Below are 25,760 nucleotides of genomic sequence, written 5' to 3'. Positions count from 1 at the left end.
TCCGCCGCGCGACCCTCGTGACCGCCGTGATCATCCCAGCCGACCGTGGGCCGAACCGCACGACCGCGACACACCGCACGACCCAGGACACGACCGGGAACGCACCACACGACCGGGGCGGAACCGCGCGAGCGCCGACGGTTCTCACGATCGGAGGGCCCGGCGAGCGATCGGAGGGCCGGCCGGGTTATCGGAGGGCCGGTCGAACGATCGGTGGGTGTTCCGCGTATCTCCGGTCAGCCGCGGACATCGGCGCCGGCGATCGATGCGGTGCCGCGGAGATCACCGGCACGGAAGGAGACGTGGATGGCGGACGCGCGCGGGACACGTGGTCACACCCCTGCTCTGAGCCTCCTGGCCCTCATCGGCGCGCTGGCCGGCGTCGTGTTCGCCGCGAAGGCGGGCCCGGTGGAGGCCGTGGAGCTGCGACTCGACATCTCGCACTCCACCGGCGCCTCCGGCCCCGTCACGGCCCCCTGACCACGGCCCCCTGACCACAGCCCCTCCCCCGTCGTGGCCCCCTCACCACGACCCCAAGGCCCGGTGGGTCAGATGTGGCCGCTGACGGTGGTGCCCTCGCCGACGACGCTGTTGACCGCCAGTGTGCCGCCCACCTCGCTGAAGCGCCGCTTCATCATGTCCATGCCGCGGCCGGTGCGTCCCGGCGGGAAGCCGATGCCGTTGTCGCTGATCGTGAGCCGCAGCCCACCGCTCCCCGTGGTGAGGGCGACGGAGAGCGTGTGGGCCCCGCTGTGCATCTCGACGTTGGCGAGCGACTCCAGCACGACGGCGTAGACGGCGTCGGCGACCGGTCCGGTGACCCTGTCTTTGGGCATGGCCCATACCTCGACGGTGATTCCCGTGCGCTCCGACCATTCCGTCAGATAGTCCTCGATCGCCCGCGCCAGACTTCGCTTTCCGCGCATGCGCAACTCTTCGTACAACTCCCCCAACCCTTCTGGGCCGCGCGCCGCTCCGGGCTACGTGATCCCGGCCCCACCGCGTCACCGCCGATGGGACGGCGGTGCGCTACCGGCGCGTGCTTGAAGAGCGGTCGAGAAAATCGCTCGGAGTGAAGGCGAGACCACCCCGGGAGGCAGGTGTGCCGCTATCCCGCCCAAGGTGGTTATGCCCGAACTCCTTGATGCCACGCTACCCGCAGGTAGGTCGCGGCGCGTCGCGGTGGAGAGCGGTCATTCGCGGCCGCCGGGCTGGTTGAGCCGGGAGAGGTAGGCGTTGTAGGCGTCGAGCTCGGCGTCGCCGGTGCCGCCCTCCTTGGCGGCGCGCGCGTCCGCGCGGCGGTCGGCCCGCCGGGCCGTGCGCTGGTCGTCGCGGTACCACTGGAAGGCCAGGGCGATGAGCACGATGAGCGTGGGGATCTCGCCGAAGGCCCAGGCGATGGCCCCGCCCGTGCTCTGGTCGGCGACGCCGGAGGCGCCCCAGGTGCGGCCGAGCTGGTCGTACCACTCGCCCGCCAGAGGGGTGCCCATGTTCATGAGCGCGATGCCGAAGAAGGCGTGGAAGGGCATGGTGACGAACAGCAGCAGGAGCCGCCCGACATAGGGGAGCTTGGTCGGCGCCGGGTCGATGCCGATGATCACCCAGAAGAACAGGGTGCCGCTGAGCAGGAAGTGCACGGTCATCGCGATGTGCCCGAGGTGCTCCTCCATGGCCGCGGCGAACAGCGGCGTGAAGTACAGGGCGTAGGTGGACACGATGAACAGGGCCGTGGCGATGGCCGGATGGGTGACCACCTTGACGAACCTGCTGTGCAGGATGGTGGTGATCCACTCGCGCGGGCCGCGGTCGCCGCGCCGGGCGGCGGGCTTGAGCGCGCGCAGAGCCAGGGTGACGGGGGCGCCGAGCACCAGGAAGATCGGCACGAGCATCGACAGGACCATGTGCTCGGTCATGTGCACGCTGAACAGCACGGGGGCGTAGCGCGCCACGCCGCTCTGGGTGACAAGGACGAGCAGCAGCACGCCGATGGCCCAGCTGATCGTGCGGCCCACGGGCCAGTGGTCTCCGCGGCGGGCCAGCCGGACGGCGCCCGCCCCGTACAGGCCGGCCAGCAGGGCGGCGACCACCGCGAAGAACAGGTCGAACCACCACAGCGTGAGGAGGTTGGTCACGGAGATCGGCGGCGGGACGAGGTAGCCCAGGAGCTCGAAGGCGCGGTCGACGGGCAGGTCGAGCGGGGGCGGGGCCGTGCGGGAGAGCGCGACGGCCAGCCCGACGGCGACCAGCATGATCAGGCCCTCGACGCCGGCGAGCCGGGTGAAGGCGCCGGGCCGCCCGGCGGCGAGCGCCGACAGCGTGCGGCCGCGGTGCCACCAGCCGATCACGCCGAGCGCGGCGAAGGCGACGATCTTGGCCATGATGATCAGGCCGTAGGAGGAGGTGAACAGGTCGCCCACCGAGGTGAGCCTGCTCAGCGCGCTGAACAGCCCGGACACGCCCACGCCGATGAAGCACCACAGGGCCGCGCGGGAGAAGCGCTGGGCGGCCAGGTCGAGGTGGGGGCCGCGCCGCAAGGCGTGCACGCAGAGCAGCAGCAGGCCGCCCACCCACGGGGCCAGCACCAGCAGGTGCAGCGCGACGCTCGTCGTGGCCAGGCCGTGGTTGGGCGCCGAGGCGGAATGGCCGGTGAGGGCGGGCGGCATCAGCGTGGCCAGGGACAGCACCAGCAGCCCCCCCGCGGAGCCGGCGGTGATGGCGCCCCGCGCGAACAGGGCGATGGCCGTGCCGAACAGCACGACGAGGGTGAGGGCGATGCCCTGGGGAACCTGGCTGGCGAAGCTGGTCAGCTCGTCGCCGCCGAGGACGTCGCCGACCGGGGTGCCCAGGGTCTCGGAGAGGCTGAAGACCAGGGTGGAGGCCGCGGCGACCGCCCACAGCAGGCCCGTCCATGAGGCGGCCCTGACGTAGGTGAGGGCGGAGGCGCCCAGCAGGCCCTTGTCGCTCGGGAGCAGCGCGGCGGCGAAGAGCAGCAGCCCCACGCTGAGGACGCCCGCGGTGTCCATGGCGAGCTTGGACACCGGCAGCGCCCAGCGGGTCAGCAGGCCCTCGTCGGGCAGGCCGGGGATCACGCGCGGGGTGGCCGCGCCCCCCACGACCATGGCGACGGCCAGGGCGCCGAGCGCCAGGCACGTCCCCGCGACCGCGAGGCGAAGGGTCTTGCTCACGACTTCTTCCGCAGGGTGAGGGCCATGCCGATGCCGATGCCGGCCAGACCGAAGATGACGATCCACACCCAGGTGGCGATGCCGCCGCCCTGGCCCCCGGTGTCGGACACCGGCGTGGCGGCCGGATCGGCCGCCGCTCCCCCGCCCGGGGAGGCGGAGGTCGCGGGCGCCGGCAGGACGCTCGTCGAGGGAGAGGCGGAGAGCGTGCTCGACGAAGAGGACGCCGACGGCGACGCGGCGGCCTCCGGCGCCTTCACCGTGAAGGGGATCTCGCCCTCGATGGGGTGGCCGTCGTCGGAGACCACCCTCCAGGCGATGGTGTACTTCCCGGAGGGCAGCGGGCCGGCGACCTTCTGGGTCACCGTCGCGCCGTCGGCTTTGGGCTTGCCGTCATGGTGCTCCTGGCCCGCGGCATCGCGGACGAGCACCACGGGCAGGCGCACGGACTCGGTGAAGGTCAGCTTGACCGAGTCGAGGCTCTTGACCGTGGCCCCCTTTTCGGGGTTGCTGCTCTTGAGCGCCGTGTGGGCCAGGGCGGGCGCGGCGAACGCCGTGCCCAGGACGGCGGCGACCAGGATCGCCAGCGCGGCGGCGAGCGGGGAAGTCCTCATAGCACCCTAAGGCTACTCACGTGACGGGCCGGTCCTCACCGCACGTCTCCGCCTGTGGAAAACCCCGACGAGATGACCGCCCGCCCGCCGTCCGCCCTGACACGAACCTCACCGGTCCCCCGCCCTCCGGCCACGTCGGCGTTCCCGCGAATCGTCATCCGCCGGGCACACCGGCGCCCTCGGACCGGGTGGTCCGAGGGCGCGCAAGCGGGTGCCCCCGGCGCGCGGAAGCGCGGAGGCGGCCGGTCAGAGGCCGACGCTGGCGAGGGCGCGCTGGTAGGCGGCGACGCTGGCCTCTTCCCGGTCGTCGAGACGCTCCAGCACCGTGGCGGTGGCCAGCCAGCCCTCGGCCGCCTTGCGCGAGGCGGGCGAGTGCTCCAGAGACTCCTCTACGGCGAGCAGCTCGACGGTCGCCTCCGCCGTCTCCTCCTGCAGCAGCAGGGCGTGGGCCAGCGTGAGGCGGGCCTCGTCCAGCAGCGCCGGGGTGCGCTCGCCCAGCATGTCCCTGCCCCGGCGGGCGTACTCGACGGCCTTGGCGGCGTTGCCGAGCACCAGCTCGGCCTTGGCCAGGTAGATCGAGACCACGGCCAGGTCGACGGTGCTCGCCGAGGTCGACATCAGCTCGCGCTCGCCGCGCAGCATCAGGTCACGGCAGGCGGCGGCCTCCGCGGGACGCGTGCGCAGCATCAGGATGGCGTACTCGACGCGGAGCCTGGCCAGGTTGCGCGCCTCGCCGGTCTCCGACTGCACGGCCAGAGCCCGCTCGACCAAAGAGAGCGCCTCGTCGCCACGGCCGGTCTTCTCGGCGACGATGGCGGCGTTCCAGCACGCGGCGACGGTGGATCGGGGGGTGTTGAGCATCTCGGCGGCGGCCAGCAGCTCCATCGAGAACTGCCGGGCGCGCAGCAGGTCGCCTCGCACGTCGTAGACGCTGAGCAGGGTCGCGCCCAGCTCGACCAGGGCGTCGTTCCAGGTGGGCCGGCCGGCGCCGAGCAGGGTGTCCTCGCCGACCTGCACCGCCGCGGCGAGGTCGCCGCGCTCGCGGTAGCAGCGGGTCAGGGCGACCGCGATCGCCACGGCCTGGTCGGAGGGCATCGAGTCGCCGGAGGACCTGCGCAGCCGCAGCAGCACCTCGATCGCCTCGTCGAGGTCGCCGCACGCCTCGCTGGCCAGCGCGTAGCCGTACTCGGCCTGCTGGAGCAGCGAGCGCAGCCCGGTGAGGCTGCCGTCCTCGAGGAGCTCGGCGTAACGCCGCCTGGCCTCGGCGACCTCGCCGTTGTTGAGCGCCAGGCCGGCGTAGCCCAGGCGAAGCTCGAGATCCTGCATCTGTTCGGCCGTGACGCCGTTGATCAGGTACGTTAGGGAGCATTCGAGCTTGGCGGCCAGCAGTTCCAGAACGGCCGCGGTGGGCGTACGCTTTCCACTCTCGATCAGTGATACATAACTGTCCGAGAGTTCCGGATGTGCCAATTGCGCCTGGGAAAGACCGCGCTGGCGGCGGGTCATTCTGATTCGCTGACCAATAAGATCTTGACCGCTCACCGGCACCCCTTCAAGATGTAAGCCCCGACAATCCCCGACCGACAGGAGTCAGCCATGCGTCGCCGCCGCCTCGCACTTCTCACCCTGGCCGTAGCTTTTTCGGCCGTCTTCGGTGTTACCGGCAATGGTACGGACATTAACATGTCCCCCGCCGCCCAGAACTCTCGTGCGGACTTGTACTGCTGCTGATTCACCATTCGGTCTTCCTGAACCGCTGACTCGATATTCAGTTCGCACGTAGCGCAAGGAAAAGGTCCACCCGGTCCGCCATGGAACCGAGATCACGTCCGGTGAGCTCCTCGACCCTCCGGATGCGATACCGCACCGTGTTCACATGCACGTGCAGACGTTCGGCACAGATGTTCCACGAGCCGGCGCACTCGAGGAAGACGTCCAGCGTACGGACCAACTCCGACCGGTGCCGCCGATCGTACGCGAAGAGCGGCACGAGGATGCGGTCGGAGAAGGACCTGCGGACTTCCGCGGGCACGGTGGCGAGCAACAAGGCGTGCGTGTAGATCTCGTCACTGGTCACCACCCCTCCACCCCGCGCCTCCGCCAGACGCCGCGCGTGACCAGCCTCCTCGGCACCGCCCCGGATGCCCGTGGCACCGGTGAGCCAGGCGCTGACGCCTATGGCCACCTGCGCTCTCGGCATCCCGGCCGAGAGGGCCGTCACACGTTCCCTTATCGCGTGTACCAATGCTTGCACATGAGACTGCATTTGCCCATGCACTTGCGCCCGCACTTGCGGATGAATGTGCATCGATTCGGCAGCGGACCTGACACGAGGTCCGCGGTCCCGGTCGATTTGTGTGCTCAGGCCCAGGTCAGGGGCCATCTCCCCTGCCGAATCGGCTGTCATGGCCCGCGCTTCGGCCCCCATGATCCGCAGCGGCACGAGGGCGACGGCCCCGTCCGCTCCCCGCGCGGCGACGATCCGCCGGTCGAGCAACTCCTCCAGAACCTGGCCGCCGAGCGTGGCGGCGTCGGGTCCGTCGGTGGCTCCGGGCCTGACGACGGCCGCCGTCACCACCGCGTACGGCTCCTCGGGTCCGATGCCGCAGGTGCGCAGGCGGGCCGCCAGCTCCGGCCCGCTCCCCGACCCGGCGATGGCCAGCCCGATCAGCTCCTCGGCCAGCCGCCGCTCCACCCTGCGGCCCTCCTCGGTGCGGCCGCGCTGCAGCGCGACGCAGGCCGCGAGCTCGAAGCCGGTGTCGGCGTGGTCGAGCAGGTCCGAGCCGAGGACCAGCGCCCAGCCGGCCGCCCGGTGCGACCGGTCGACGGCGAACAGCGTGAACGGCCCTCGCGGAGTGCGCACCAGGTGGGGCAGGCGCGGCGCGGACAGGTACTCGCGGGCGAGTAAGGCCGGCAGATCCTCCTCCAGCCGTCCCGCGACCACCGCGCCGCTCGCCGAGACGACCGCGCCGGTGATGCCGAGTTCCTGGGCGATCACCGTGAAAAGCTCCTCCAGCCCGGTGCCCTCGGCGACGGCCGCGACGATGCGGCGGTGCCGGCCGAGCGCCCCCCGCAGGTCGGCGGCGCCGCCGATGCCCAGGCGCGCCTCGACGACCTCGCTCAACGCGCGGAAGGACACCTCCTCCGGCACGTCCAGCAGCGGGAGGTCGTGCTCCCGGCACGCCTCGACCAGGTCGCCGGGCACGTGGCCGAGCAGCGCCCGTCCCGCGGCCAGCGCGGCCACTCCGGCCTTCGCCAGGGCCCCGACGAACCGCGCGGAGTCCCCTGGGCCGCGATGCCAGGTCAACCCGGTGAGCACGAGTTCTCCCCCGGACAGGTAACGTCCGGGTTCGGGCAGGTCGGTGATGTGCGCGCCGGTGAACCGCCGGTCCAGGTGGCTCTGGTCCGACAGCAGGGTGAGGCGCAGCCCGTCCACCGCGATGAGATCACGTATACGCACTTATCAAGGCTAACCACTCGATTTGGATGAACCTCCAACTCATCGCCCGACCGGCCCCCGGCGTTTCACACCCGCGCCTATTGGCGCCCCTGAGCTGGGCTGATGTACTGCCGGTGTGACCCAGACCGCGCGCGGACGCAGCCTCGGCGAAGGCGTCGGCACCGGCGCCATCCGGCCGGACGGCATCCTGAAGGTGACCGGGGAGTTCGCCTACTCCTCCGATCTGTACCTCGCGGACATGCTGTGGGGCGCCACGCTGCGCAGCCCGCACCCCTCGGCGTGGATCCGCTCCGTCGACGTCGGCCCCGCGCTCGCGATGCCCGGCGTGCACGCCGTGCTCACCCACGAGGACGTCCCCGGCGAGCGCTTCTACGGCCTGGAGCATAAGGATCAGCCGGTGCTGGCCATCGACCAGGTGCGCTACCAGGGTGAACCGGTCGCCATCGTGGCCGCCGACCACCCGGAGACCGCGCGGCGGGCGGCCGCCGCCATCGTCGTCGTGTACGAGCAGCGCGAGGCCGTCACCGACGCGCGACGCGCCCTGTTCGACCCCGCCTGCCCGCACGTGCTGCCGGGCGGCAACGTGGTACGCCACCAGCCCGTCCGCGTGGGGAGCATCCCGCCGTCCGCGGAGGTCGTCGTCACCGGCGAGTACGAGGTCGGCATGCAGGACCAGGCGTTCCTCGGCCCCGAGTCGGGGATGGCCGTCCCGGCCGAGGACGGCGGCGTCGACCTGTTCGTCGCCACGCAGTGGCTGCACGCAGACCAGGACCAGATCGCCCCCTGCCTCGCCCTGCCCAAGGACAAGGTGCGGCTGACGCTGGCGGGGGTCGGCGGCGCGTTCGGCGCCCGCGAGGACCTGTCGATGCAGATCCACGCGAGCATGCTCGCCCTGCGCACCGGCCGACCGGTCAAGATCGTCTACGGCCGCGAGGAGTCGTTCTTCGGCCACGTCCACCGGCATCCCGCCCTCATGCGGTACGAGCACGGCGCCACCCGCGAGGGCAGGCTCGTCTACGTCAAGGCCGAGATCGTGCTGGACGGCGGGGCGTACTGCTCCTCCTCCCTCGCGGTCGTCGGCAACGCGGCCTCGCTCGGCGTCGGGCCGTACGAGGTGCCCAACATCGCGATCGACGCCTACGGCGCCTACACCAACAACCCGCCCTGCGGGGCGATGCGCGGCTTCGGCGCGGTGCAGGCCTGCTACGCCTACGAGTCGCAGATGGACCGGCTCGCCGAGGCGTGCGGGCTCGACCCGGTGGAGATCCGCCTGCGCAACGCGGTGTCGCAGGGGTCGCGCCTGGCCACCGGCCAGGTGATCGACTCTCCGGCGCCGCTGGCCGGGATGCTGCGCGAACTGGCCGCCATGCCGCTGCCCGGCGCGGCGCGCTCGTCCGATCTGCGGTCCATGCCGGGCGGGGTCGCCCAGACGACGCACGGCGAGGGCGTGCGGCGCGGGATCGGGTACGGGGTCGGCATCAAGAACATCTGCTTCTCCGAGGGCTTCGACGACTACAGCACGGCCCGCGTCCGGGTCGAACTGCTCGGGGACGAGCCGCACGTGCTCGTCCACACCGCCGCCGCCGAGGTCGGGCAGGGCCTGGTCACCGTGCAGGCCCAGATCGCCCGCACCGAGCTCGCCGAGTTCCCCGAGCTGGGCGTCGCGCGGGTGACGGTCGCCCCGGCCGACACGACGGTCGGCTCGGCCGGGTCCAGCTCGGCCTCACGGCAGTCCTACGTCACCGGGGGCGCGGTCAAGGCCGCGTGCGAGGCGGTGCGCGAGCGCCTGAACGCGCTGCGCGCCGAGCGCCCCGTCCTCGCGCTCGCCGACCTGCTGCGGGAGCACGGCCCGGTCGAGGAGACCCGCGAGTACCGCCACCGGCCGACCCACCCCATGGACCCGCTCACCGGGCAGGGCGACTCCCACACCCAGCTCGCCCTGTGCGTCCACCGGGCGGTCGTGGACGTGGACGTGGACCTCGGCCTGGTCAAGGTGGTCGAGCTGGCCGCCGTCCAGGACGTCGGAAAAATGATCAACCCGACGGCGCTCGAGGGGCAGATCCACGGAGGGTCGGCGCAGGGGCTGGGGCTGGCGCTCATGGAGGAGATCCAGGTGCGGGACGGACGGGTGCTCAACCCGTCGTTCACCGACTACCTGATCCCCACCATCCTCGACATGCCCCCCATGAAACTGTCGATCTTGGAGAATCCGGACCCGGCGGCGCCCTACGGCCTGCGCGGGGCGGGCGAGCCGCCCACCCTGTCCTCGACCCCTGCCATCGTCGCCGCCGTCCGCGCCGCCACGGGCCTGCCCCTGTCGCGGGTGCCCATCCGCCCCGAGGACATCGCCCTGTCCCCCGCCTCCCCGTGATCGGCCCCGCCGGGGGGACGCGCCCGCCCCCCGGCGGCTACGGCCGGACACGGCGCGGCATGGCGGGACACGGCGGGACACGGCGGGACATGGCGCGGCATGGCAGGACCAGGACCGGCGCGGCAGGTCAGGTGATGTCGCCGCGCTCGCAGGCCACGCCGTCGTGGTCGCCGTCGACGTACCAGTCGTACTCGGGGTGGACTCCCTTGGTGTAGGGCCCGTAGTTGGCCGCATGGGCCTGCTTGCAACTGGGGAACCGCGGGTCGAGGGTGCGGCGCGGGCCACGCGCCGAGACGCCGGTCGCACGGGGGGTCGCGGAGCCCGCCGGCTGCGCGCCCTTCCCGGCGGGTGTGGCGCCGGTCCCGGTTCCGGGGGTGTGCGTGGCGCCGGGCGGGACCAGCGGCACCGAGCCCGGCTGCGAGGCCGGCGCCGAGGGCGCGCCCGTCGCGGGCGGGCCGGAGGGCACCCCGGTCGTGGCGCCGCCGGGGGGCGGTGCGGCCGTCGTCGCGGCGGTGGGCGGGCAGGCCGGGGAGCCGCCGACCGTTCCGGCGCCCGGGTCGCCGATCGTACCGCCCGTCCCCTGGCCGCCCGTGGTGCCGGTTCCGGGGTTGCCGGTGGTGCCCGTGCCCGGGTTGCCCGTCGTCCCGGTGCCGGGGTTGCCGGTGGTACCGGTGCCCGGGTCGCCGGTCGTCCCGTTGCCGGGGACGCCGGTCGGGGGGCAGGACGGGGTGGGGGTCGGAGCGCCGCTGCCGGTGACCGTGCCGACGCCGCCGAGCAGGCGCGACATCAGCGCCTCGGCGGTCTCCTTGGACAGGCCCGCGATGCTGAGGCTGTCCTGGGTCATGGGCTGGGCGACCCGGGGAGCCGTGACGACCTTGTCGTCCACCACGACGGCGAGCTGCTGGTTGAGCGTGTCCTTGATGAGGTCGGCCAGCCGCGCGCGGCTGTCGGGCGCGGGCACGACGCGCACGGCATAGGTGCCGTCCTGGGCGGCGACGGTCGAGATCCTCACCACGGAGGTGACGGTGACCCCCCGGGCGACCTGGTAACACGTCGTCCCCGCGTCGTCGAGCACGGCCTCGGCGCCCGGGCACGGCGCGGCGCGCACGCCGGTGACGGGCGCGAAGTGGATGGGGGTGGCCAGGCGGCTCGGCGGCTCGGCGCCGAGCGGCAGGTCGGGCTCGCGGGTCATCAGCACCGCGATCGTGCCGAGGACGCCGGTGACGACGATGGCCACGAACAGGCCGGCGATCAGGGCGATGGTCGTGCCGCGCCCGGCTCTCGGGGGCCCGGGCGGCGGCTCACCGGGGACGGCGGGCCCTTCGGGGCCGGGGGGAATGCCGCCGGACCCGGGCGGGAGGTCCTCCTCGCCGGCCGGCGGAGGCACGGCCTCCGGCGGGACCGCCGCGAGGGGCGTCTCTTCGGGCTCACCGGGCACGGGCCGGATGTCGACCATGGTCTCGTCCTCGGCGGAGCGGAGGTCGTCCATGAGCACCGGCGGGTCGCCGGGGTCGGCCGGAGGAGGATCGCCGAGACCCGGCAGCACGCCGGCCGGATCACTGTGATCGCCGGCCGCCCGACGGTTGCGCATCCTCACCCCTTCGACATCGCCTCGCCCCAGGAGCGGGGCGTCCGCCCTTGATGTCCGGTGACCGACATCGCTCGGCCGAGCCTATCGAGGCTCGCCCGTACGAGCTAACCGCAGGATGGACGTCGGAGAGGGGGTCCTACGCTGAAGAGAACCTGACAATTCGCCCGCGCGCCGAGATCGGCCCCGATATCCCGAGGGCCTGGGCGCCTGCGGCGGCCGGCGGGACGCCACGGCCGCCGGCTCGGGCGCCGGGCCGGGTGAGGCGGGGTCGCTCCTGGGCAGTGCTCCGCTGATCACACCGTCACCGGCACGCGAACGGCGGTAACGGGAGACGAGCGGGCAGCCGCCGCCCCGGGTCGAAGGAGGATCTCATGAAGGTCGGAATACCCCGAGAGGTGAAGGACCAGGAGCATCGGGTCGCCCTCACCCCCGCCGGAGCCAACGAGCTGGTCCGCCACGGCCACCAGGTCTTCGTCGAACAGGGCGCGGGCGCCGGTTCCTCCATCCCCGACGAGGACTTCCGGGCGGCGGGCGCGGAGATCCTCCCCTCGGCGGAGGAGGTCTGGGGGGAGGGCGACATGATCCTGAAGGTCAAGGAGCCCATCGCCTCGGAGTACCCCCTCATGCGGCAGGGCCAGGTCCTGTTCACCTACCTCCACCTCGCGGCGTCCCGGAAGCTGACGCTCGCGATCATCGAGTCGGGGGTCACGGCCGTCGCCTACGAGACCGTGCAGACGGCCGGCGGGGCGCTCCCCCTGCTCGCGCCCATGTCCGAGGTCGCCGGACGCCTGGCGCCCCAGGTCGGCGCCTACCACCTGATGCGCCAGGGCGGCGGCCGGGGCGTGCTCATGGGCGGGGTCCCCGGCGTGTACCCGGCCAAGGTGGTGGTGCTGGGCGCCGGGGTGACCGGCATGAACGCGACCACGATCGCCCTCGGCATGCAGGCGGAGGTGCTGCTCCTGGACAAGAACATCGACCGGCTGCGCCAGGCCGACACCATCTACCGGGGGCACCTGCAGACGGTCGCCTCCAACATCTACGAGATCGAGCGCGCCGTCCTTTCCGCCGACCTGGTGATCGGAGCGGTGCTGGTCCCGGGGGCCAAGGCGCCCAAGCTGGTGACCAACGAGATGGTGGCCCGCATGAAGGAGGGCTCGGTGCTGGTGGACATCTCGATCGACCAGGGCGGGGCGTTCGAGGACTCCCGGCCGACCACTCACGCGCACCCGACCTACCGCGTGCACAACTCGGTGTTCTACTGCGTGGCCAACATGCCGGGGGCCGTCCCGCACACCTCGACGTACGCGCTGACCAACGTCACCATCCCGTACGCCCTCGCGATCGCCGACAAGGGATGGCGGGAGGCGCTGGGCGACGACCCGGCGCTGGCGCTCGGGCTCAACGCCCACGCGGGCACCCTGACCAGCCGCCCGGTCGGCGAGGCCCACGCGCTGGAGGCCGTGGATCCCGAGGACGTCCTTCGCTGACCGGCCCCGCGCCGGCCGCGAGGGCCCGGCGCCGCACCGGACGGCGGGGCGGCGGGGACGGCGGTGACGGCGGTGACGGCGGTGACGGCGGTGACGGCGGTGACGGCGGTGACGGCGGTGACGGCGGTGACGGCGGTGACGGCGGTGACGGCGGTGACACGGACATGACAGGGCCGGCCGGCGGAGGCGAACCTCCGCGGGCCGGCCCGGTTCCGCCGCCGCTCGCGCGGGACGGGTCAGGAGCTGGGCGTCGCGCTCGGCATGGCCGACGACTCGGCCGGGGCCGGCGACTCGCTGGGAGCGGCCGACGCGTTCGGCGCCGGGGTCGGCGACGTGGTGGGGATCGGGTTGTCGGCGGCCAGCGCCGAGGTGGCGTCCTCGCCGCCGCAGGTGGCGCCGTATTCGGGCGTCGTGCTCGGGTTCTGCTTGTACTTGGTGATGTACCGCGGCAGGCGCGCGTCGTCGGCGCCCGTGAGGGCGAGCTGGTGGTTCCAGGAGCTCACCACGACCGGCGCCGTCAGACCCGGGTACGGGCTGAGCAGGATGTAGTCAGAGGTCACCATGGCCTTGAGCTTGTCCACCTGGGCCTTGGGCAGGTCGGGCCGGTAGGTGATCCAGACCGCGCCGTGCTCCATGGAGTGCACGCCGTTCTCGGGGTTGATCGGCCCGTCGTAGGGGCCGCACTGCTGCCACTGCGGGTTGTGCTCGCCGCCGACCGGCGGCGTCTCCTTGTAGTTGACCTTGATCGCGGTGTGCTGGGAGGCCTTGTAGCTGAAGGTCTTCACCGCGTCGAGCGAGCCCGCGGCGTTCTCCCTGATCACGTAGAAGCCGACCAGGCCCACGACGAGGACGATGACGAAGGCGCCGGCACCCCACATGAGCATCGCCGTGCGCCGTTCCTTGCGCTTCTGCACGGCGCGCATCTGGGCGAGATGCTCCCGCCGTGCCTGCGTCCTCTCCTTGCCCATCGTGTTTCCTCCAACGGCCGTTCAGGACGTGTGTGGTCAAGCTGCCGATACTTATGTGGAGGATAGTGGGTAGGTAATAACGTTTGCGTTCAACGTCTGGCACGACCCCTCATATTGGCTGGCAATGGTCAACTCACGCTCACGTCTGGTCCTCGTCGCGCTGCTCACCTGCGCGGTGACGGCCGTCGCCACCTTCCTGCTGTTCGGCAGGTCCGCGCCGCCGGGAGACGCCTCCCCGGAGGCCGGTTTCGCGCGTGACATGGCGGTACACCACGCGCAGGCCGTCGAGATGAGCTTCACCGTGCGCGACGAGACCGCCGACTCCGCGATCCGGGGACTGTCCTACGACATCATCACCACCCAGACCGCGCAGCGTGGAATTTTCATGGGCTGGCTGCAGCAGTGGGGCCTGGACCAGGCGGGCTCGCGGCCGGTGATGGCCTGGATGGCGGGCCACGGCGGGCACGGCGGGTCCGCGGCCCCCGTCGCGGCCGCGGGCGGCGCGGCGATGATGCCGGGCATGGCGACGCCGGAGGAGCTGAAGCGCCTGAAGGCCGCCAAGGGCAAGGACGCCGAGGTCCTCTTCCTCCAGCTCATGATCCGTCACCACCAGGGGGGCGTGGACATGGCCAAGGCGGTGCTGAAGCTGACCACCCGCGACGAGGTGCGCACGATGGCGCAGAGCATCGTGGACACGCAGAACGGCGAGATCGGCTACATGACCGAACTGCTCACCGCCCGGGGCGCCAAGCCCTGACCCTCGTCGAGGCGTAGGCGGCCCGGGCGCGGCGGGCGTCAGGAAGCGGAGAGCTCCTCGGCGACGGCGGCGGCGAAGGCGTCCACATCGGCCTCGGTGGTGTCGAAGGCGGTCATCCAGCGGACCTCGCCGGTGGCCTCGTTCCAGGTGTAGAACCGGAACCTCTTGCGCAGGCGGTCGGCCGCCTCGCGGGGCAGGACGGCGAAGACGGCGTTGGCCTCGACCGCCCTGGTCAGGGTGACGCCGGGGATGTCGCGCACGGCGGCGGCCAGGCGCGCGGCCATGGCGTTGGCGTTGCGCGCGTTGCGCAGCCACAGGTCGCCGGCGAGCAGCGCCTCGAACTGCGCCGAGACGAACCGCATCTTCGAGGCGAGCTGCATCGAGCTCTTGCGCAGGTAGACCAGCCCGCGGACGGCCGAGGGGTTCAGCACGACGATGGCCTCGCCGAACATCAGCCCGCTCTTGGTGCCGCCGAAGGACAGCACGTCCACGCCCACGTCGGTGGTCAGCGCCCGCAGCGGCACCTCCAGCGCCGCCGCGGCGTTGACCAGGCGTGACCCGTCCAGGTGCAGCAGCAACCCGAGCTCGCGGCAGTGCGCGGAGATCGCCGCGATCTGCTCGGGGGTGTAGACGGTGCCGAGCTCGGTGCTCTCGGTGATCGTCACGACCTTGGGCTGGGCGCGGTGCTCGTCCCCGAAGCCCCATGCCTGCCGGTCGATCAGCTCGGGGGTGAGCCTGCCGTCGGGTGTGGGCACGGTGAGCAGCTTGAGCCCGGCCATCTGCTCGGGCGCGCCGCCCTCGTCGGTGTTGACGTGGGCGCTCTCGGCGCAGATGACGGCCTCCCACGGCGCGGTCATCGCCCGCAGGCCGACGACGTTGGCGCCGGTGCCGTTGAACACCGGCCACGCCTGGGCCTGCGGCCCGAAGTGCCGCTGGAAGACCTCCTGGAGCGCCTCGGTGTAGACGTCCTCGCCGTAGGCGATCTGGTGGCCGCCGTTGGCGAGCGCGACCGCCTGGAGGACCTCCGGGTGGACGCCCGCGTAGTTGTCGCTCGCGAACGCCTTGACCTCGGGGTCGTGGCGGCGCCGTGCCTGGGTCATGTGGTCGTGCCCCCGCGTGTCGTGCTGGTGGTGCCGGTAGTGGTCGGTCACGTCGTCAGGTCGACCCGCAGGCCGTTGACGTCGGCGGCCGGGCGGTCCCACAGCCCGGCGACGGCGGCGGCCAGGTCGTCGACGTCGGTGAAGCCGGGGAACCTGCGGTCGGGGCTCGCCGCCCGCATGTCGTCGTTGACCAGCGCCTTGATCACCAGGATGGCGGCGGCGCTGCGGGTGCCGCGGAGCGCGTCGGCCAGGGCGAGCGTCCACGCCTCGGCCGCGGCCTTGGCGGCGGCGTAGGCGGCGTTGCCCTGGGTGGGCTCCCGCGCGGCCTTGGCCGAGACGATGGCGAACCGGCCGTCGTCGCTGTCGCGCAGCAGCGGCTCGAAGGCGAGCGAGACGTTCTGCAGGGTGCGGACGATCGCCTCGTGCAGGGCGTCCCAGTCGGCGAGGTCGGTGTCGGCGAAGGTCTTGGACCCGCGCCAGCCGCCGACGAGGTGGACCACCCCGTCGACCCTGCCGTGCTCGGCGCCGATGCGGCGCGCCGCCTCGCGGACGGCCTCGCCGTCGGTCAGGTCGACCGCGGTCACGCCGCCTGCGGCGCGCCGGCCGAGGCCGATCACGGTGTCGCCGCGCGCGGCGAGCCGCGCGGTGACCGCCCGGCCGGTGGGCCCGCCGGCCCCGGCGACGACCACCACTCTGCTCGCCGGCCCGCCCTGGTCGCCCTGGCTCACGCGCGGATTCCCTTCGTCGCCTCGATGACTCCGGAAAGCTTACGACGCAGGGCCTCGTAGAACATGCTCAGGGGGAACTCGTCGGGCAGCACCGCGTCCACCACGGCCTTCGGGAAGCCCTCGACCGGCAGGGCGTCGGCGCCGCGCTTCCACACCGACGCGGGGTGCGGGGCGACGTAGGAGGCGACGAGCTGGTGGGCGGCCAGCCAGTGCGCGAGCTTGGAGCGGTCGATGCCGTCGCGGTAGAGCTTCTCGACCTCGCCGCGCAGGTCGGCCACGCAGTCGGCGACCCGGTCCCAGTCGATGGACAGCCGGTTGTCGGTCCAGCGGACGACGTCGTTGCGGTGCAGGTAGGCGAACAGCAGCTGGCCGCCGAGGCCGTCGTAGTTGCGCACCCGCTCGCCGGTGATCGGGAAGCGGAACAGCCGGTCGAACAGGATCGCGTACTGCACGTACCGGGCGTGCGGCACGCCCCGCCCCTCCAGCGCGACGGCCTCGCCGAACGCGGTCAGGTCACAGCGCAGCTCCTCCAGCGAGTACAGCCAGTACGGCATCCGCTGCTTGATCATGAAGGGGTCGAACGGCAGGTCGCCGTGGCTGTGGGTCCGGTCATGGACGAGGTCCCAGAGCACGAAGGTGTCCTGGGCGAGCTCCTGGCTGGAGAGCAGGCGGGCGGCGTCCGGCGGCAGGGCGAGCTTGAGGGTGTCGGCGGCGGCGCGGCTGACGCCGCGGAACCGCGCGGCCTCGCGGTCGCAGAAGATGGCGCCCCAGGTGAACCGGGGCGGGGTCTCGCGGACGGCGACGGTCTCGGGGAACAGCACCGCGCTGTTGGTGTCGTACCCGGCGGTGAAGTCGACGAAGGCGATCGGCACGAACATGGGGTTGTCGTACTGCCCGCTCTCCAGCTCGGCGAGCCAGTCGGGCCACACCGTGCGGATCCAGACGGCCTCCAGGTTGCGGCCGGGGTTGCCGTTCTGGGTGTACATCGGGAACACGACCAGGTGCTCCAGCCCGTCCACCCGCTGGGTGTCGGGGTGGAAGGCGTTCAGCGAGTCCAGGAAGTCGGGCACGCCGAACCCGCCCGCCTGCCAGGCGCGCAGGTCGGCGACGACGGCGGCGAGGTAGTCCCGGTCGTGCGGGAAGCGCGGGGCCAGCGTCTCGACGGCGGTGACGACGCGGTCGACGAGGGGCGAGGCGGCCGCGGCGTCGGCGACCGAGCCGTCCTTGGCGGTGAGGGGGCGCAGTGCCTCGACCGCGTCCTTGAGCTCGGCGAAGGCCCCGTCTGCGGAGCTCGCGCCGCCCGTGCTCGCCGGTACGCGTGCGGCCCAGGTGACGACGTTGCCCCACAGCCGGGCGTGCCGCAGGTCGTCGATGGAGTCGTCGCCGAACAGGTCGGAGTCGGCGAAGACGACCACCCGGCCCTCGCCGTGGCGCAGGGCCAGGGCGAGGGGGCGTCCGGCCGGGTCGGCGGAGGGCGAGGTCGCGAACAGGACGGTCGCGCCCTCGGGCGCGGTGAGCACGCCCGCCCGGTAGAAGCAGGCCTCGCGGGCGCCGGCGGTCAGGTCGTCCCCCGCTCCGGGGACGGGGGCGCCGAGCACCCAGGTGGCCACGCCGTTGTAGGAGTTGCCCGGGTCCTGGACGGTGGTGTGCTCGACGCCGACGCCGAAGCGGGCGAGCAGCTCGCCGAGGTTGTTGCCGTACTTCTCCTGCTCGCACTCGGCGAGCACGATCAGGCCGCCGCCCTCGGAGACGTACCGCTCGATGGCGTCGATCTCCTCGGCGGGGAAGGCGGGGCTGCCGAGCCCGGTGGTGCGCTCCCACCGGTCGGCGGAGGGGTGGGCGACGACGTAGACGTCGTGGGCGTTGAGCACGGCAGGGGTGACCGGGCCCTCGGTGTGCGCGGTGACGGTGTGGCCGAGGCGGCGCAGGACCTGCGCGGCGCGGGCGTAGCTGTTGTCGTCGGGGTGCGCCGGGTTGATCGCCTCGGCGACCTCGCGGCGGATCGTCCACGACTCGTTGTGCGCCTCGTCGAACAGCACCCGCGGAAAGGCCCTCATACCGCCCCATCCCTTCGTCGGTTAAATATCTTCCACCAATGTCCGGTTATGTACGAAAAATATACATGCATGACGCCACCTGACGGGAAACCCGGCACGCGACCTTCGCACGAGCGTCCGCACCGCCGCCGCCTCCAAGCGGCCTCCAAGTCGTTCAAGATCGCGAGACGGCTGTCGCAGATCGTTCAACGACCGATTGCAAGTGCGTGACGGCGGCCGGAGGAGCCTTGAACGAGGCTGTCCGCGCTGAGACTCTGGACTCAACCAGGTCCGGAACAGGAGGCGGAGATGCCCCGCCTGCACCACCTCGTCGCGGGGCTGAGCGTCCTCGGATCGCTCATCCTTCCCATGCACCCCCATCCCAGCGGCTCCACCGACCGAGTGACCCCTGGAACGGTCCGCGTGGAGGCGAAAGCCCACGTGACCATCAACCTGCTCGACGACCGAGGGGTCATCCAGCAGGTCGTGCGCGAGTACGACACGCCGGTCGGCACCGGCAGCGGGTTCACCGTCTCCCCCGACGGCGTCGTGGTCACCGCCACCGGCGTCGTGCGGCCGAGCAAGGACCCCGCCGTCTACGCCGCCAACCGGGTCTTCGCGGAGTACTTCAAGGTCAAGATCCCGGCCGACTTCTCCCGGCACAAACTGAAGAACCCCGAGCTCAACGCCCGCCTGCAGGCCTGCTACCCGCCGCACCGGCAGAACTCCAACTGCATCGCCACCACAGCCCCCAAGATCACGGTGTTCCCGTACGCGGACCCGCCCGTGCCCGAGGGGTACCCGGCCGACCTGCTGCGCACCGGCGCCTCGCCCGGCTCGCCCGCCGTGCTCAAGCTCACCAAGGGCGGCGAGGACGGCACGCTGCCCACCGTGCCGCTCGGCACGACGCTGGGCAGCGGCATCGAGTCGGTGGACACCATCGGCCTGCCGAGCCGGCCCAGCGCCAAGGCCCCGCCGAAGGTCCAGACGGCCCACCTCGACCCGCCGGGCGGGCGCACGTTCAAAGAGGCCGAACGCGCCAAGCTCGCCACGTTCCTGAGCGAGGACGGCGACGGCGGCGCCGTGGTCGACGACGGCAGGAGCGAGGTCATCGGCCTGCTCACCGGCAGCGGCGACGCGGCGACGCTGACCCCGGTGGACGACATCCGAGCCGCGCTGGTGGCCGCCGACGTGACCGCCCGGCGGGGGCCGGTGGACGTGGTGTACGAGACGGCGCTCGCGCCGTTCCACAACAAGTTCTACGCCAACGCGATACCGGTCCTGGAGCAGGTGCTGCGGCTGCGTCCCGACCACGCCGTCGCCCAGGACCACCTGCGCACCGCCCGGGCCAACCGCGCGGGCACCCCTTCGGCCGGGCAGAGCAAGGCTCCGGCCGTCGCCCAGAAGGCCTCCGGCCTCGCGCCGCTGCTGTTGCCGGTGTCCGCCGGCATCGTCGCCGTCGCCGCCGCGGTCGCCGTCGCGGTGCCGCTCATGCTGCGGCGGCGCCGCCGGACGGCCGGCGAGGCGGCGGGCGACGGCCTGCTCGAATCGTTCCCCGCGGTCTCGGGGGTCTCCGGTACGGCCGCGGGCCCGGCGGGTTCGCTCGGCTCTCTCGCCCCGGCGGGCCCCGGGGGCGGCTCCGGGAGGCCGGCGGGCGGCACCCAGACGATGGAACCGCCGCACCCGGGCGACGGCTCCTTCCCCCCGTACCGCCAGTCCCCGTTCGGCGCGCCCGGCACAGGGCAGCAGGGCGGCCCGGCCCCGGCCGGCGGGCCATCCACGCCCGCCGGTGTCGCCGGCACGCCCGTGGCCGGCCCCGCCACGCCCACCGGCGGATCGGGCACGCCGGCCGCCGGCCCCGCCACGCCCGCCGGCGGTCCGGGTACGCCGGCCGGCGGCCCTGAGGGGACCGCGTCCGGCGCGCAGGCGCGGTTCTGCACGCAGTGCGGCATGCGGTTGCAGAAGGCGCACCGTTTCTGCGGCTTCTGCGGGAACCCGGTGGACCAATGAGCGAACAGGGTTTCTCGATGCCGCCGCTGATCGGCACCCAGGTGGCCGACTACCTCATCGAGGCGGTCGTCGGGCGCGGCGGCATGGCGACCGTCTACCGGGCGCGCGACCGGCGGCTCGGCCGCGCCGTGGCGCTGAAGGTGCTGGCGCCGCAACTGTCGGCGGACCAGCGCTTCCGCGACCGGTTCGTCCGCGAGTCGCGCCTGGTCGCGGCGGTCGACCACCCCAACATCATCCCGATCTACGAGGCGGGTGAGAACGGCGACCTGCTGTTCATCGCCATGCGGTACGTCGACGGGGCCGACCTGCGCAAACTCATCCAGGGCAGCGGCCCGCTGCCGGTGGCCCGCGCCTACCGCCTGTTCTCCCAGATCGCCTCGGCGCTGGACGCCGCCCACCAGCACGGGCTCGTGCACAGGGACGTCAAGCCGGCCAACATCCTGGTCGCCGACGGGTCCGAACGCGACCCCGAGCACGTCTACCTCACCGACTTCGGGCTCACCAAGAGCACCTTCTCCGAGGCGGGGCTGACCAGCCACGGCCACTTCATGGGGACCCCGCGCTACGTGGCGCCCGAGCAGATCCGCGGGCTGCCCGTGGACGGGCGCAGCGACCTGTACGCGTTCGCCTGCGTCGTCTACGAGGCGCTCACCGGGTCGCCGCCGTTCCAGCGGGACACCGAACTGGCCCTGCTGTACGCGCACGTATCGCACGACCCGCCGCCGCTCACCCCCTACCGGCCCGACCTGCCGCACTCGGTCAACCAGGTGATGCTCCGCGCCCTGGCCAAGTCGCCGAACGAGCGGTACGTCACCTGCCGCCAGTTCGTCGCCGCCCTGCGGGACGCGATCAGCTCCGACGACCAGCCCACCGGCGTGCAGCAGGCGAGTCCGGGCCGGCACGCCGCGCCCGCGACCGACCCCCCGTACGCCCACCCCGGTCCGCACGCAGCCGGCGAGCCGCCGTACGCGCCCGGCGGGCCGTACGACGGCCCGTACGACGGCCATTCCGGGCCGCGGGGCGAGGCCATGGGCTCGGCCGAGCCGACGACCTCCCTGCGTGCGTTCGCCGCGGCGGACCCGGCGGGGTCCGCGCACGCCTCCCTCGGCCCGGCCACCCGGCCGGGCGTGGCCACCGGCCCGCGTCCCGCCGCGCCCCGGCGCCGGCGCGGCCGGTTGGCGGGCGCGCTGGGGGGCGCCGGCGCGGCGATGGTCGCCTCCGCGGTCGCCGCCACCCTGCTGCTCAACCAGGGGACGGCTCCCCTGGGGGCCAAGCGCTATCCCGGCAGCACGGCGGCGCCGATGACCTTCGAGTACCCGGGCGGGTGGGAGGCGCGCACGCACGCCGACGAGTACGCGGTCGTCTCCCCGGCGGCGGCGGAGTTCGACGCGCTCTTCTCCGTGCCCATCGCCTCCGACTGGACGGCGGTCAACGCGCTGCTCGGCACCCACCCCGAACGGGCGACGGGCGTGTTCGCCGAGCTCAACGACGCCATCACCACCTCAGACCCGCCCGAGACCCTCAAGCGCAGCCTGAGCTTCGTGCTGCCGGGCCCGGCCGACTTCGCCTCGGCGCTCACCACCGACACCGTGGCGGGCAAGCCCGCCTTCCGCCTGACCGGCGTGGTCAACGACCCGGCCCAGCAGGGACGCCTCGACCTGATCGTCTACATCATCGGCCGCGGCCAGGGCCAGCCCGTCGGCCTCCTCGCCTTCTTCTGCCCACCCGGCAAATGCCACCAGCCCACCATCGACCACACCCTCACCACCGTCGCCTTCACCTCCTAGCCGCCCCCGCGGCCGGCGGCACCGGCTCGGCGGTCAAGGAAGCAACCTGAACGCGGGCACATGAACCGGCCGCACCACGCGGAAATGGCGATGATCGAGCGTCGCTATCTCCCGAAGCCCCAGCCGCTCGGCGATCGCGATGACCGAGGCGTCCACCACGCCGAGCGGCAGGTCCGCGTACGTCCGCACCAGGTGGGCCACACGGGCGAGATCGCCATCGGCCAGATCGAGCAAGGTCATCTGATCGGTGACGAGAGAGTCGATGAAAGCGGCCTCGGCGCGGGCACCACGGTACTTCTCGAGCAGCCAGCACACCTCGACCATGACAGGGGCGGGAACCAGGAGGGGGCCGGGAGCCGTTTCCAGGAACTCCGCACAGCGGTGGTGGCTCTTGTCGTCGGCGTCCAGGGCCGCCACGAGCGGGCCGGTATCGAGGAGGGTCGTCACATCGGACGATCCAAGCCCTCCTTGAGGACTTCTTCATGCCGTTCGGCGAGATCGCCCACCCCGGAGTTCATCATGCCGATGAAAGAGAGCCGGCGTCTGCCCGATTGCTCCGCACTCGCCCCTTCAAGGACGTCGCCGGACTGGACCAGACGCAGGGCGACCGCGCGCAACCGGCGTGCCTGGTCTGGCTTGAGCCGGTCCACCAGGGCATGCAGGTCGTCGTAATCACGCGCGGCGTCCACATCATGAGTGTACGCCGCGCCACTTCCGGAGATCGGCGTTGCCGGTGATCCGCATCGACGACGGCCGGAGCGTGGGTCTAGGAGTGGGGTGAGCCGGTCGTCTCAGGGGGTGGGCCAAGGATGTGGAGGCAACGGGCGGGAGGGGGAGGCGGGGGTGTGGTCGAGGGTGGGCCAGGCGTGGGCGCCGGCGAGGACGCAGCGGTGCACGGCTCTGGCGACACGGGCGCCCCACGTGGACCTCGGGCCGCCGAACGGCTCCTCCGGGCCCTCGGCGCGGACCGCGACGCACACGGCGTCCGAGGCGGTGCCCGTACAGGCGTACCCTGCCTCGGCCAGGGCCTGCGCCTTCGCCTCGGTCACGGTCATCACGGCGTTGACCAGGGCGGCGTCGCTCATCGCCACCGGGACGGCCACGATGATGTTGATCGTCCCCGGCGCCGGGAAGACCGGCCGGGTGTCCGGCCCTCCCCGGGCGCTGGAGTCGCGGTCCGGGTACGGCCCAGTGGCCGGAGGGAGTCCGGAGGCCGGCCCGGACTCCGGGGCGGAGCGAGGCTGAGGGGCAGGACGGGGTTCACGGGCGGGACGGGATTCAGGGTCGGGACGGGCTTCGGGGGCGGGACGGGATTCAGGGTCGAGGCGGAGTTCGGGGTCGGGGGTGCCTTCGGGGGAGGCGGCCCAGGTGGGGACGCGCAGGCCCACGGTGGCCACGGCGTCCACTCCCCCGTCGTGCGCGCGGGTGTGGTCGGCGACCGAGGCCGCCGTCAGCATGCCGACCCCGCGTCCGGGCGGCGCGAGTTCGAGCAGGTGCGCGACCGGGTCCATCCGCGAGTAGGCGCCGACGACCTGCGCGTTCAGCACCCACTCCACCGGGCCGATGCCGCCTCCCAGCATGGCCGAGGAGACGGCCCGCCATCCGGGCCCGAGCCGCCACAGCAGACAGGCCAGACGGGCGCCGTCCTCATGCCGATGGCTCAGGGAGAGCACGCGTCACCCTCCTCCGGACCGCCCGTCTCCTCCGGACCGCCCGCTGGGCGGGAGGGCACGGGGACGGTGGGGCGGACGAGGTTGACCAGGGGGCGGCCGTCCTCGCCCTGGGCGACGCGGACGTGAGCGCCGAAGGTGGCGGCCAGCAGCGGCTCGGTGAGCACCCGGCCGACCGGTCCGGAGGCGACGGCGCGGCCGTCGGCGATCAGCAGGACCCGGTCGGCGTACTGCCCGGCCACGCTGAGGTCGTGGACGGTCGTGACGATCGTCAGCCCGTCCGCCAGGCGCAGCCGATCGACCAGTTCGAGCACCTGCTGCTGGTGCCCGAGGTCGAGGGCGGTCGTCGGCTCGTCGAGCAGCAGCACGGGCGCCCGCTGGACCAGCGCCCTCGCGAGCACGACTCGCTGGCGCTCGCCGCCGGACAGGTGGGCGAGCGGCCGGCGCGCGAGGCCGGCCAGGTCCAGGCGTTCCAGGACGGACTCGGTGACCTCGCGGTCGTGCCTGCCGTCGCGGCCGAGGTAGGAGATGTAGGGGGTGCGTCCCAGCAGGGCGTACTCCAGGACGGTCAGGCCGGGCGGGAGCAGGGGGTTCTGGGGGGCGTAGGCCATCAGCCGGGCCCGCTGCCGCGGCTTGAGCGAGCGCGCGGGCAGTCCGTCCACCAGCACCTCGCCCCGCGCGTCCAGCAGGCCCATCATCGCGCGCAGCAGCGTGGACTTGCCGGCGCCGTTCGGGCCGATGACCGCAAGCCACTCGCCGTCGCGCGCCGACAGCCCGACGTCCGACAGCACCGTCCGCCCGCCGAGCGACACCGACAGCCCGCTCACCTCGATCGCGCTCACGACCGTCTCCTCGTGGTCATGCCTCCACCGCCCTGGTGGCGCGCAGCACCGCGACGAAGAAGGGGGCGCCGATGAAGGCCGTGACCACGCCGATGGGCAGTTCGGCCGGGGCCAGGACGGTGCGGGCGACCAGGTCGGCGAGCACCAGGAACGCGGCCCCCGCCAGCAGCGAGATCGGCAGCACCACCCGATAGGACCCGCCCGCGAGGCGGCGGACGGCGTGCGGCACGACGATGCCGACGAACCCGATGAGCCCGCTGACGGCCACCGCCGACGCCGTGGCCAGCGAGGCCGCGCACAGCACCACGAGCCGGACGCGAGCCGCGTTCACCCCGAGGCTGCCGGCCTCGTCGTCACCGACCGACAGCACGTCGAGCAGGCGGCCGTGCGCCATCAGCACGGCCGCCGAGACCAGGGCGTAGGGGGCGACGAGCCACACCTGCGACCAGTCGCCGCCGATGCCGCCGAGGATCCACGAGTAGATGCGCTGGAGCTGCTCGACCTTGACCTGCTGGACGAACGCCTGCAACGCCGACAGGAAGGAGGCCACCGCCACCCCGGCCAGGACCAGGGTCGCGGTGCCGCCGCCTCGCGCGGCCGTGTTGCCCAGCGCGTACGCCAGCAGCACGCCGCCGATCGCCCCGCCGAAGGCCGCCAGCGGCACCAGCCCCTCGGCCTGGACCAGGACGATGACCAGGGTGGCGGTGAGGCCCGCGCCGGCGGCGGCGCCGAGCAGGTACGGGTCGGCGAGCGGGTTGCGGAACACGCCCTGGTAGCCGGCGCCCGCCATCGCCAGCAGCCCGCCGACGATCGCCGCCAGCACGACGCGGGGCATCCTGAGCTCGAAGAGCAGCCCGCGCTCGACCGGGGACAGCCCGGAGTGCACCGAGACCAACGGCAACCGGTCCAGCAGTTCCAGCACGACGCCCTTGAGCGGCAGCCCGGCCGCGCCGATCATCAGCCCGGCCAGCAGGCAGACCGCGAGCAGGCCGGCCGCGACGAACGGCACCACCGGCCGCATCCTCCCCGGTTCCACGGAGGCGGCCGGTTCCCCGGTGGCCGGTTGCCCGGAGGCGGCCGGTTCCGGGGAGATGGCGGGGTGGTCCTCCGTGGCGCAGGGAGGGGCGGGCACGGAGGGCGGGGAGGGGTCCGGGCGG

Annotated in this window: 21 protein-coding genes; 6 read left to right on the top strand and 15 right to left on the bottom strand. The window is 73.0% G+C overall.

All coding sequences use genetic code 11. From position 1 onward, the window contains the following. Nucleotides 1–306: 306 nt before the first annotated feature. A complete protein-coding gene (locus tag ACFQSB_RS11185; RefSeq protein WP_354843705.1) occupies nt 307–480 on the top strand; it encodes a hypothetical protein in 174 nt (57 codons plus the stop codon). A gap of 68 nt (nt 481–548) precedes the next feature. Here ACFQSB_RS11185 and ACFQSB_RS11180 read toward each other — a convergent pair whose 3' ends face one another. The 5 genes from ACFQSB_RS11180 to ACFQSB_RS11160 form a co-directional block, all read right to left on the bottom strand. Further along, the gene (locus ACFQSB_RS11180; RefSeq protein ID WP_380826090.1) at nt 549–926 is read right to left on the bottom strand and encodes a sensor histidine kinase; all 378 of its coding nucleotides are present in this window, start codon (nt 924–926) and stop codon (nt 549–551) included. 267 nt (nt 927–1,193) lie between these two features. Then, nucleotides 1,194–3,185, bottom strand: coding sequence for a cytochrome c oxidase assembly protein (locus ACFQSB_RS11175; protein ID WP_380826088.1), 1,992 nt, complete (start codon nt 3,183–3,185; stop codon nt 1,194–1,196). Next, nucleotides 3,182–3,796 carry a copper resistance CopC family protein gene (locus ACFQSB_RS11170; protein WP_380826086.1) on the bottom strand — a complete coding sequence of 205 codons (615 nt, stop codon included), beginning with the start codon at nt 3,794–3,796 and terminating at the stop codon, nt 3,182–3,184. Before ACFQSB_RS11170 ends, ACFQSB_RS11175 begins: the two co-directional genes overlap by 4 nt. A 246-nt stretch (nt 3,797–4,042) precedes the next feature. Next, nucleotides 4,043–5,338 (bottom strand): helix-turn-helix domain-containing protein, encoded by a 1,296-nt coding sequence (locus ACFQSB_RS11165; protein ID WP_354925825.1) that lies wholly within the window; start codon nt 5,336–5,338, stop codon nt 4,043–4,045. Between the two features lie 226 nt (nt 5,339–5,564). Continuing rightward, on the bottom strand, nt 5,565–7,256 hold the full coding sequence (locus ACFQSB_RS11160; protein ID WP_380826084.1) for a PucR family transcriptional regulator: 1,692 nt from the start codon (nt 7,254–7,256) through the stop codon (nt 5,565–5,567). A gap of 115 nt (nt 7,257–7,371) precedes the next feature. Here ACFQSB_RS11160 and ACFQSB_RS11155 point away from each other — a divergent pair, with 115 nt between their 5' ends. Further along, nucleotides 7,372–9,627, top strand: a complete 2,256-nt coding sequence (locus ACFQSB_RS11155) for a xanthine dehydrogenase family protein molybdopterin-binding subunit (protein WP_380826082.1) — start codon at nt 7,372–7,374, stop codon at nt 9,625–9,627. Between the two features lie 127 nt (nt 9,628–9,754). Here the strand turns inward: ACFQSB_RS11155 and ACFQSB_RS11150 are convergent, their stop codons facing one another. Continuing rightward, nucleotides 9,755–11,218 (bottom strand): excalibur calcium-binding domain-containing protein, encoded by a 1,464-nt coding sequence (locus tag ACFQSB_RS11150; RefSeq protein ID WP_380826081.1) that lies wholly within the window; start codon nt 11,216–11,218, stop codon nt 9,755–9,757. A gap of 371 nt (nt 11,219–11,589) precedes the next feature. Between ACFQSB_RS11150 and ald the strand changes: the two genes are divergently transcribed. Next, nucleotides 11,590–12,705, top strand: a complete 1,116-nt coding sequence (ald, locus tag ACFQSB_RS11145; protein ID WP_380826079.1) for an alanine dehydrogenase — start codon at nt 11,590–11,592, stop codon at nt 12,703–12,705. A gap of 236 nt (nt 12,706–12,941) precedes the next feature. Here ald and ACFQSB_RS11140 read toward each other — a convergent pair whose 3' ends face one another. Further along, nucleotides 12,942–13,673 (bottom strand): DUF3105 domain-containing protein, encoded by a 732-nt coding sequence (locus tag ACFQSB_RS11140; protein ID WP_380826077.1) that lies wholly within the window; start codon nt 13,671–13,673, stop codon nt 12,942–12,944. 124 nt (nt 13,674–13,797) lie between these two features. Between ACFQSB_RS11140 and ACFQSB_RS11135 the strand changes: the two genes are divergently transcribed. Beyond that, nucleotides 13,798–14,430: a DUF305 domain-containing protein gene (locus ACFQSB_RS11135; protein ID WP_354843734.1), complete on the top strand. Its 633-nt coding sequence runs from the start codon at nt 13,798–13,800 to the stop codon at nt 14,428–14,430. Between the two features lie 38 nt (nt 14,431–14,468). Here the strand turns inward: ACFQSB_RS11135 and ACFQSB_RS11130 are convergent, their stop codons facing one another. From ACFQSB_RS11130 to ACFQSB_RS11120, 3 genes are read right to left on the bottom strand one after another with little or no spacing between them, the layout of a single operon-like run. Next, the gene (locus ACFQSB_RS11130; RefSeq protein WP_380826375.1) at nt 14,469–15,530 is read right to left on the bottom strand and encodes a threonine aldolase family protein; all 1,062 of its coding nucleotides are present in this window, start codon (nt 15,528–15,530) and stop codon (nt 14,469–14,471) included. 47 nt (nt 15,531–15,577) lie between these two features. Then, nucleotides 15,578–16,258: an SDR family NAD(P)-dependent oxidoreductase gene (locus ACFQSB_RS11125; RefSeq protein ID WP_380826075.1), complete on the bottom strand. Its 681-nt coding sequence runs from the start codon at nt 16,256–16,258 to the stop codon at nt 15,578–15,580. Beyond that, entirely contained in the window at nt 16,255–18,315 is a 2,061-nt protein-coding gene (locus ACFQSB_RS11120; RefSeq protein WP_380826073.1) for a DUF6421 family protein, read from the bottom strand. The genes ACFQSB_RS11125 and ACFQSB_RS11120 overlap by 4 nt, the downstream gene beginning before the upstream one ends. Before the next feature lie 288 nt (nt 18,316–18,603). On the opposite strand from ACFQSB_RS11120, the gene ACFQSB_RS11115 reads away from it, so the two are divergent. Together ACFQSB_RS11115 and ACFQSB_RS11110 are read left to right on the top strand one after the other, a co-directional pair. Next, the gene (locus tag ACFQSB_RS11115) at nt 18,604–20,304 is read left to right on the top strand and encodes a hypothetical protein (RefSeq protein ID WP_380826072.1); all 1,701 of its coding nucleotides are present in this window, start codon (nt 18,604–18,606) and stop codon (nt 20,302–20,304) included. Then, a complete protein-coding gene (locus ACFQSB_RS11110; RefSeq protein ID WP_380826071.1) occupies nt 20,301–22,091 on the top strand; it encodes a serine/threonine-protein kinase in 1,791 nt (596 codons plus the stop codon). The genes ACFQSB_RS11115 and ACFQSB_RS11110 overlap by 4 nt, the downstream gene beginning before the upstream one ends. Nucleotides 22,092–22,124: 33 nt before the next feature. On the opposite strand, the gene ACFQSB_RS11105 is transcribed toward ACFQSB_RS11110, so the two are convergent. The 5 genes from ACFQSB_RS11105 to ACFQSB_RS11085 form a co-directional block, all read right to left on the bottom strand. Further along, nucleotides 22,125–22,538, bottom strand: a complete 414-nt coding sequence (locus ACFQSB_RS11105; RefSeq protein ID WP_380826069.1) for a type II toxin-antitoxin system VapC family toxin — start codon at nt 22,536–22,538, stop codon at nt 22,125–22,127. Beyond that, on the bottom strand, nt 22,535–22,780 hold the full coding sequence (locus ACFQSB_RS11100) for a hypothetical protein (RefSeq protein WP_380826066.1): 246 nt from the start codon (nt 22,778–22,780) through the stop codon (nt 22,535–22,537). The genes ACFQSB_RS11105 and ACFQSB_RS11100 overlap by 4 nt, the downstream gene beginning before the upstream one ends. 102 nt (nt 22,781–22,882) lie before the next feature. Beyond that, nucleotides 22,883–23,764, bottom strand: a complete 882-nt coding sequence (locus ACFQSB_RS11095) for an adenosylcobinamide amidohydrolase (RefSeq protein ID WP_380826065.1) — start codon at nt 23,762–23,764, stop codon at nt 22,883–22,885. Beyond that, nucleotides 23,752–24,603 (bottom strand): ABC transporter ATP-binding protein, encoded by an 852-nt coding sequence (locus ACFQSB_RS11090; protein WP_380826063.1) that lies wholly within the window; start codon nt 24,601–24,603, stop codon nt 23,752–23,754. The genes ACFQSB_RS11095 and ACFQSB_RS11090 overlap by 13 nt, the downstream gene beginning before the upstream one ends. A 16-nt stretch (nt 24,604–24,619) precedes the next feature. Continuing rightward, nucleotides 24,620–25,624 carry a FecCD family ABC transporter permease gene (locus tag ACFQSB_RS11085; RefSeq protein ID WP_354925945.1) on the bottom strand — a complete coding sequence of 335 codons (1,005 nt, stop codon included), beginning with the start codon at nt 25,622–25,624 and terminating at the stop codon, nt 24,620–24,622. Nucleotides 25,625–25,760: the final 136 nt, after the last annotated feature.

The sequence above is a fragment of the Sphaerisporangium rhizosphaerae genome, from assembly GCF_042665155.1.
Lineage (GTDB): Bacteria > Actinomycetota > Actinomycetes > Streptosporangiales > Streptosporangiaceae > Sphaerisporangium > Sphaerisporangium rhizosphaerae.
Note: the sequence above shows the minus strand (reverse complement) of the source record. Positions and strands in the feature narration are given on the sequence as shown.

Excerpts from the sequence above, each read along its gene's own strand:
- ACFQSB_RS11185 (WP_354843705.1), top strand. The coding sequence starts at position 307 with ATGGCGGACGCGCGCGGGACACGTGGTCACACCCCTGCTCTGAGCCTC.
- ACFQSB_RS11180 (WP_380826090.1), bottom strand. The coding sequence starts at position 926 with ATGCGCGGAAAGCGAAGTCTGGCGCGGGCGATCGAGGACTATCTGACG.
- ACFQSB_RS11170 (WP_380826086.1), bottom strand. The coding sequence starts at position 3,796 with ATGAGGACTTCCCCGCTCGCCGCCGCGCTGGCGATCCTGGTCGCCGCC.
- ACFQSB_RS11150 (WP_380826081.1), bottom strand. The coding sequence starts at position 11,218 with ATGCGCAACCGTCGGGCGGCCGGCGATCACAGTGATCCGGCCGGCGTG.
- ald (WP_380826079.1), top strand. The coding sequence starts at position 11,590 with ATGAAGGTCGGAATACCCCGAGAGGTGAAGGACCAGGAGCATCGGGTC.
- ACFQSB_RS11140 (WP_380826077.1), bottom strand. The coding sequence starts at position 13,673 with ATGGGCAAGGAGAGGACGCAGGCACGGCGGGAGCATCTCGCCCAGATG.
- ACFQSB_RS11135 (WP_354843734.1), top strand. The coding sequence starts at position 13,798 with ATGGTCAACTCACGCTCACGTCTGGTCCTCGTCGCGCTGCTCACCTGC.
- ACFQSB_RS11130 (WP_380826375.1), bottom strand. The coding sequence starts at position 15,530 with ATGACCCAGGCACGGCGCCGCCACGACCCCGAGGTCAAGGCGTTCGCG.
- ACFQSB_RS11120 (WP_380826073.1), bottom strand. The coding sequence starts at position 18,315 with ATGAGGGCCTTTCCGCGGGTGCTGTTCGACGAGGCGCACAACGAGTCG.
- ACFQSB_RS11115 (WP_380826072.1), top strand. The coding sequence starts at position 18,604 with ATGCCCCGCCTGCACCACCTCGTCGCGGGGCTGAGCGTCCTCGGATCG.
- ACFQSB_RS11110 (WP_380826071.1), top strand. The coding sequence starts at position 20,301 with ATGAGCGAACAGGGTTTCTCGATGCCGCCGCTGATCGGCACCCAGGTG.
- ACFQSB_RS11085 (WP_354925945.1), bottom strand. The coding sequence starts at position 25,624 with ATGCGGCCGGTGGTGCCGTTCGTCGCGGCCGGCCTGCTCGCGGTCTGC.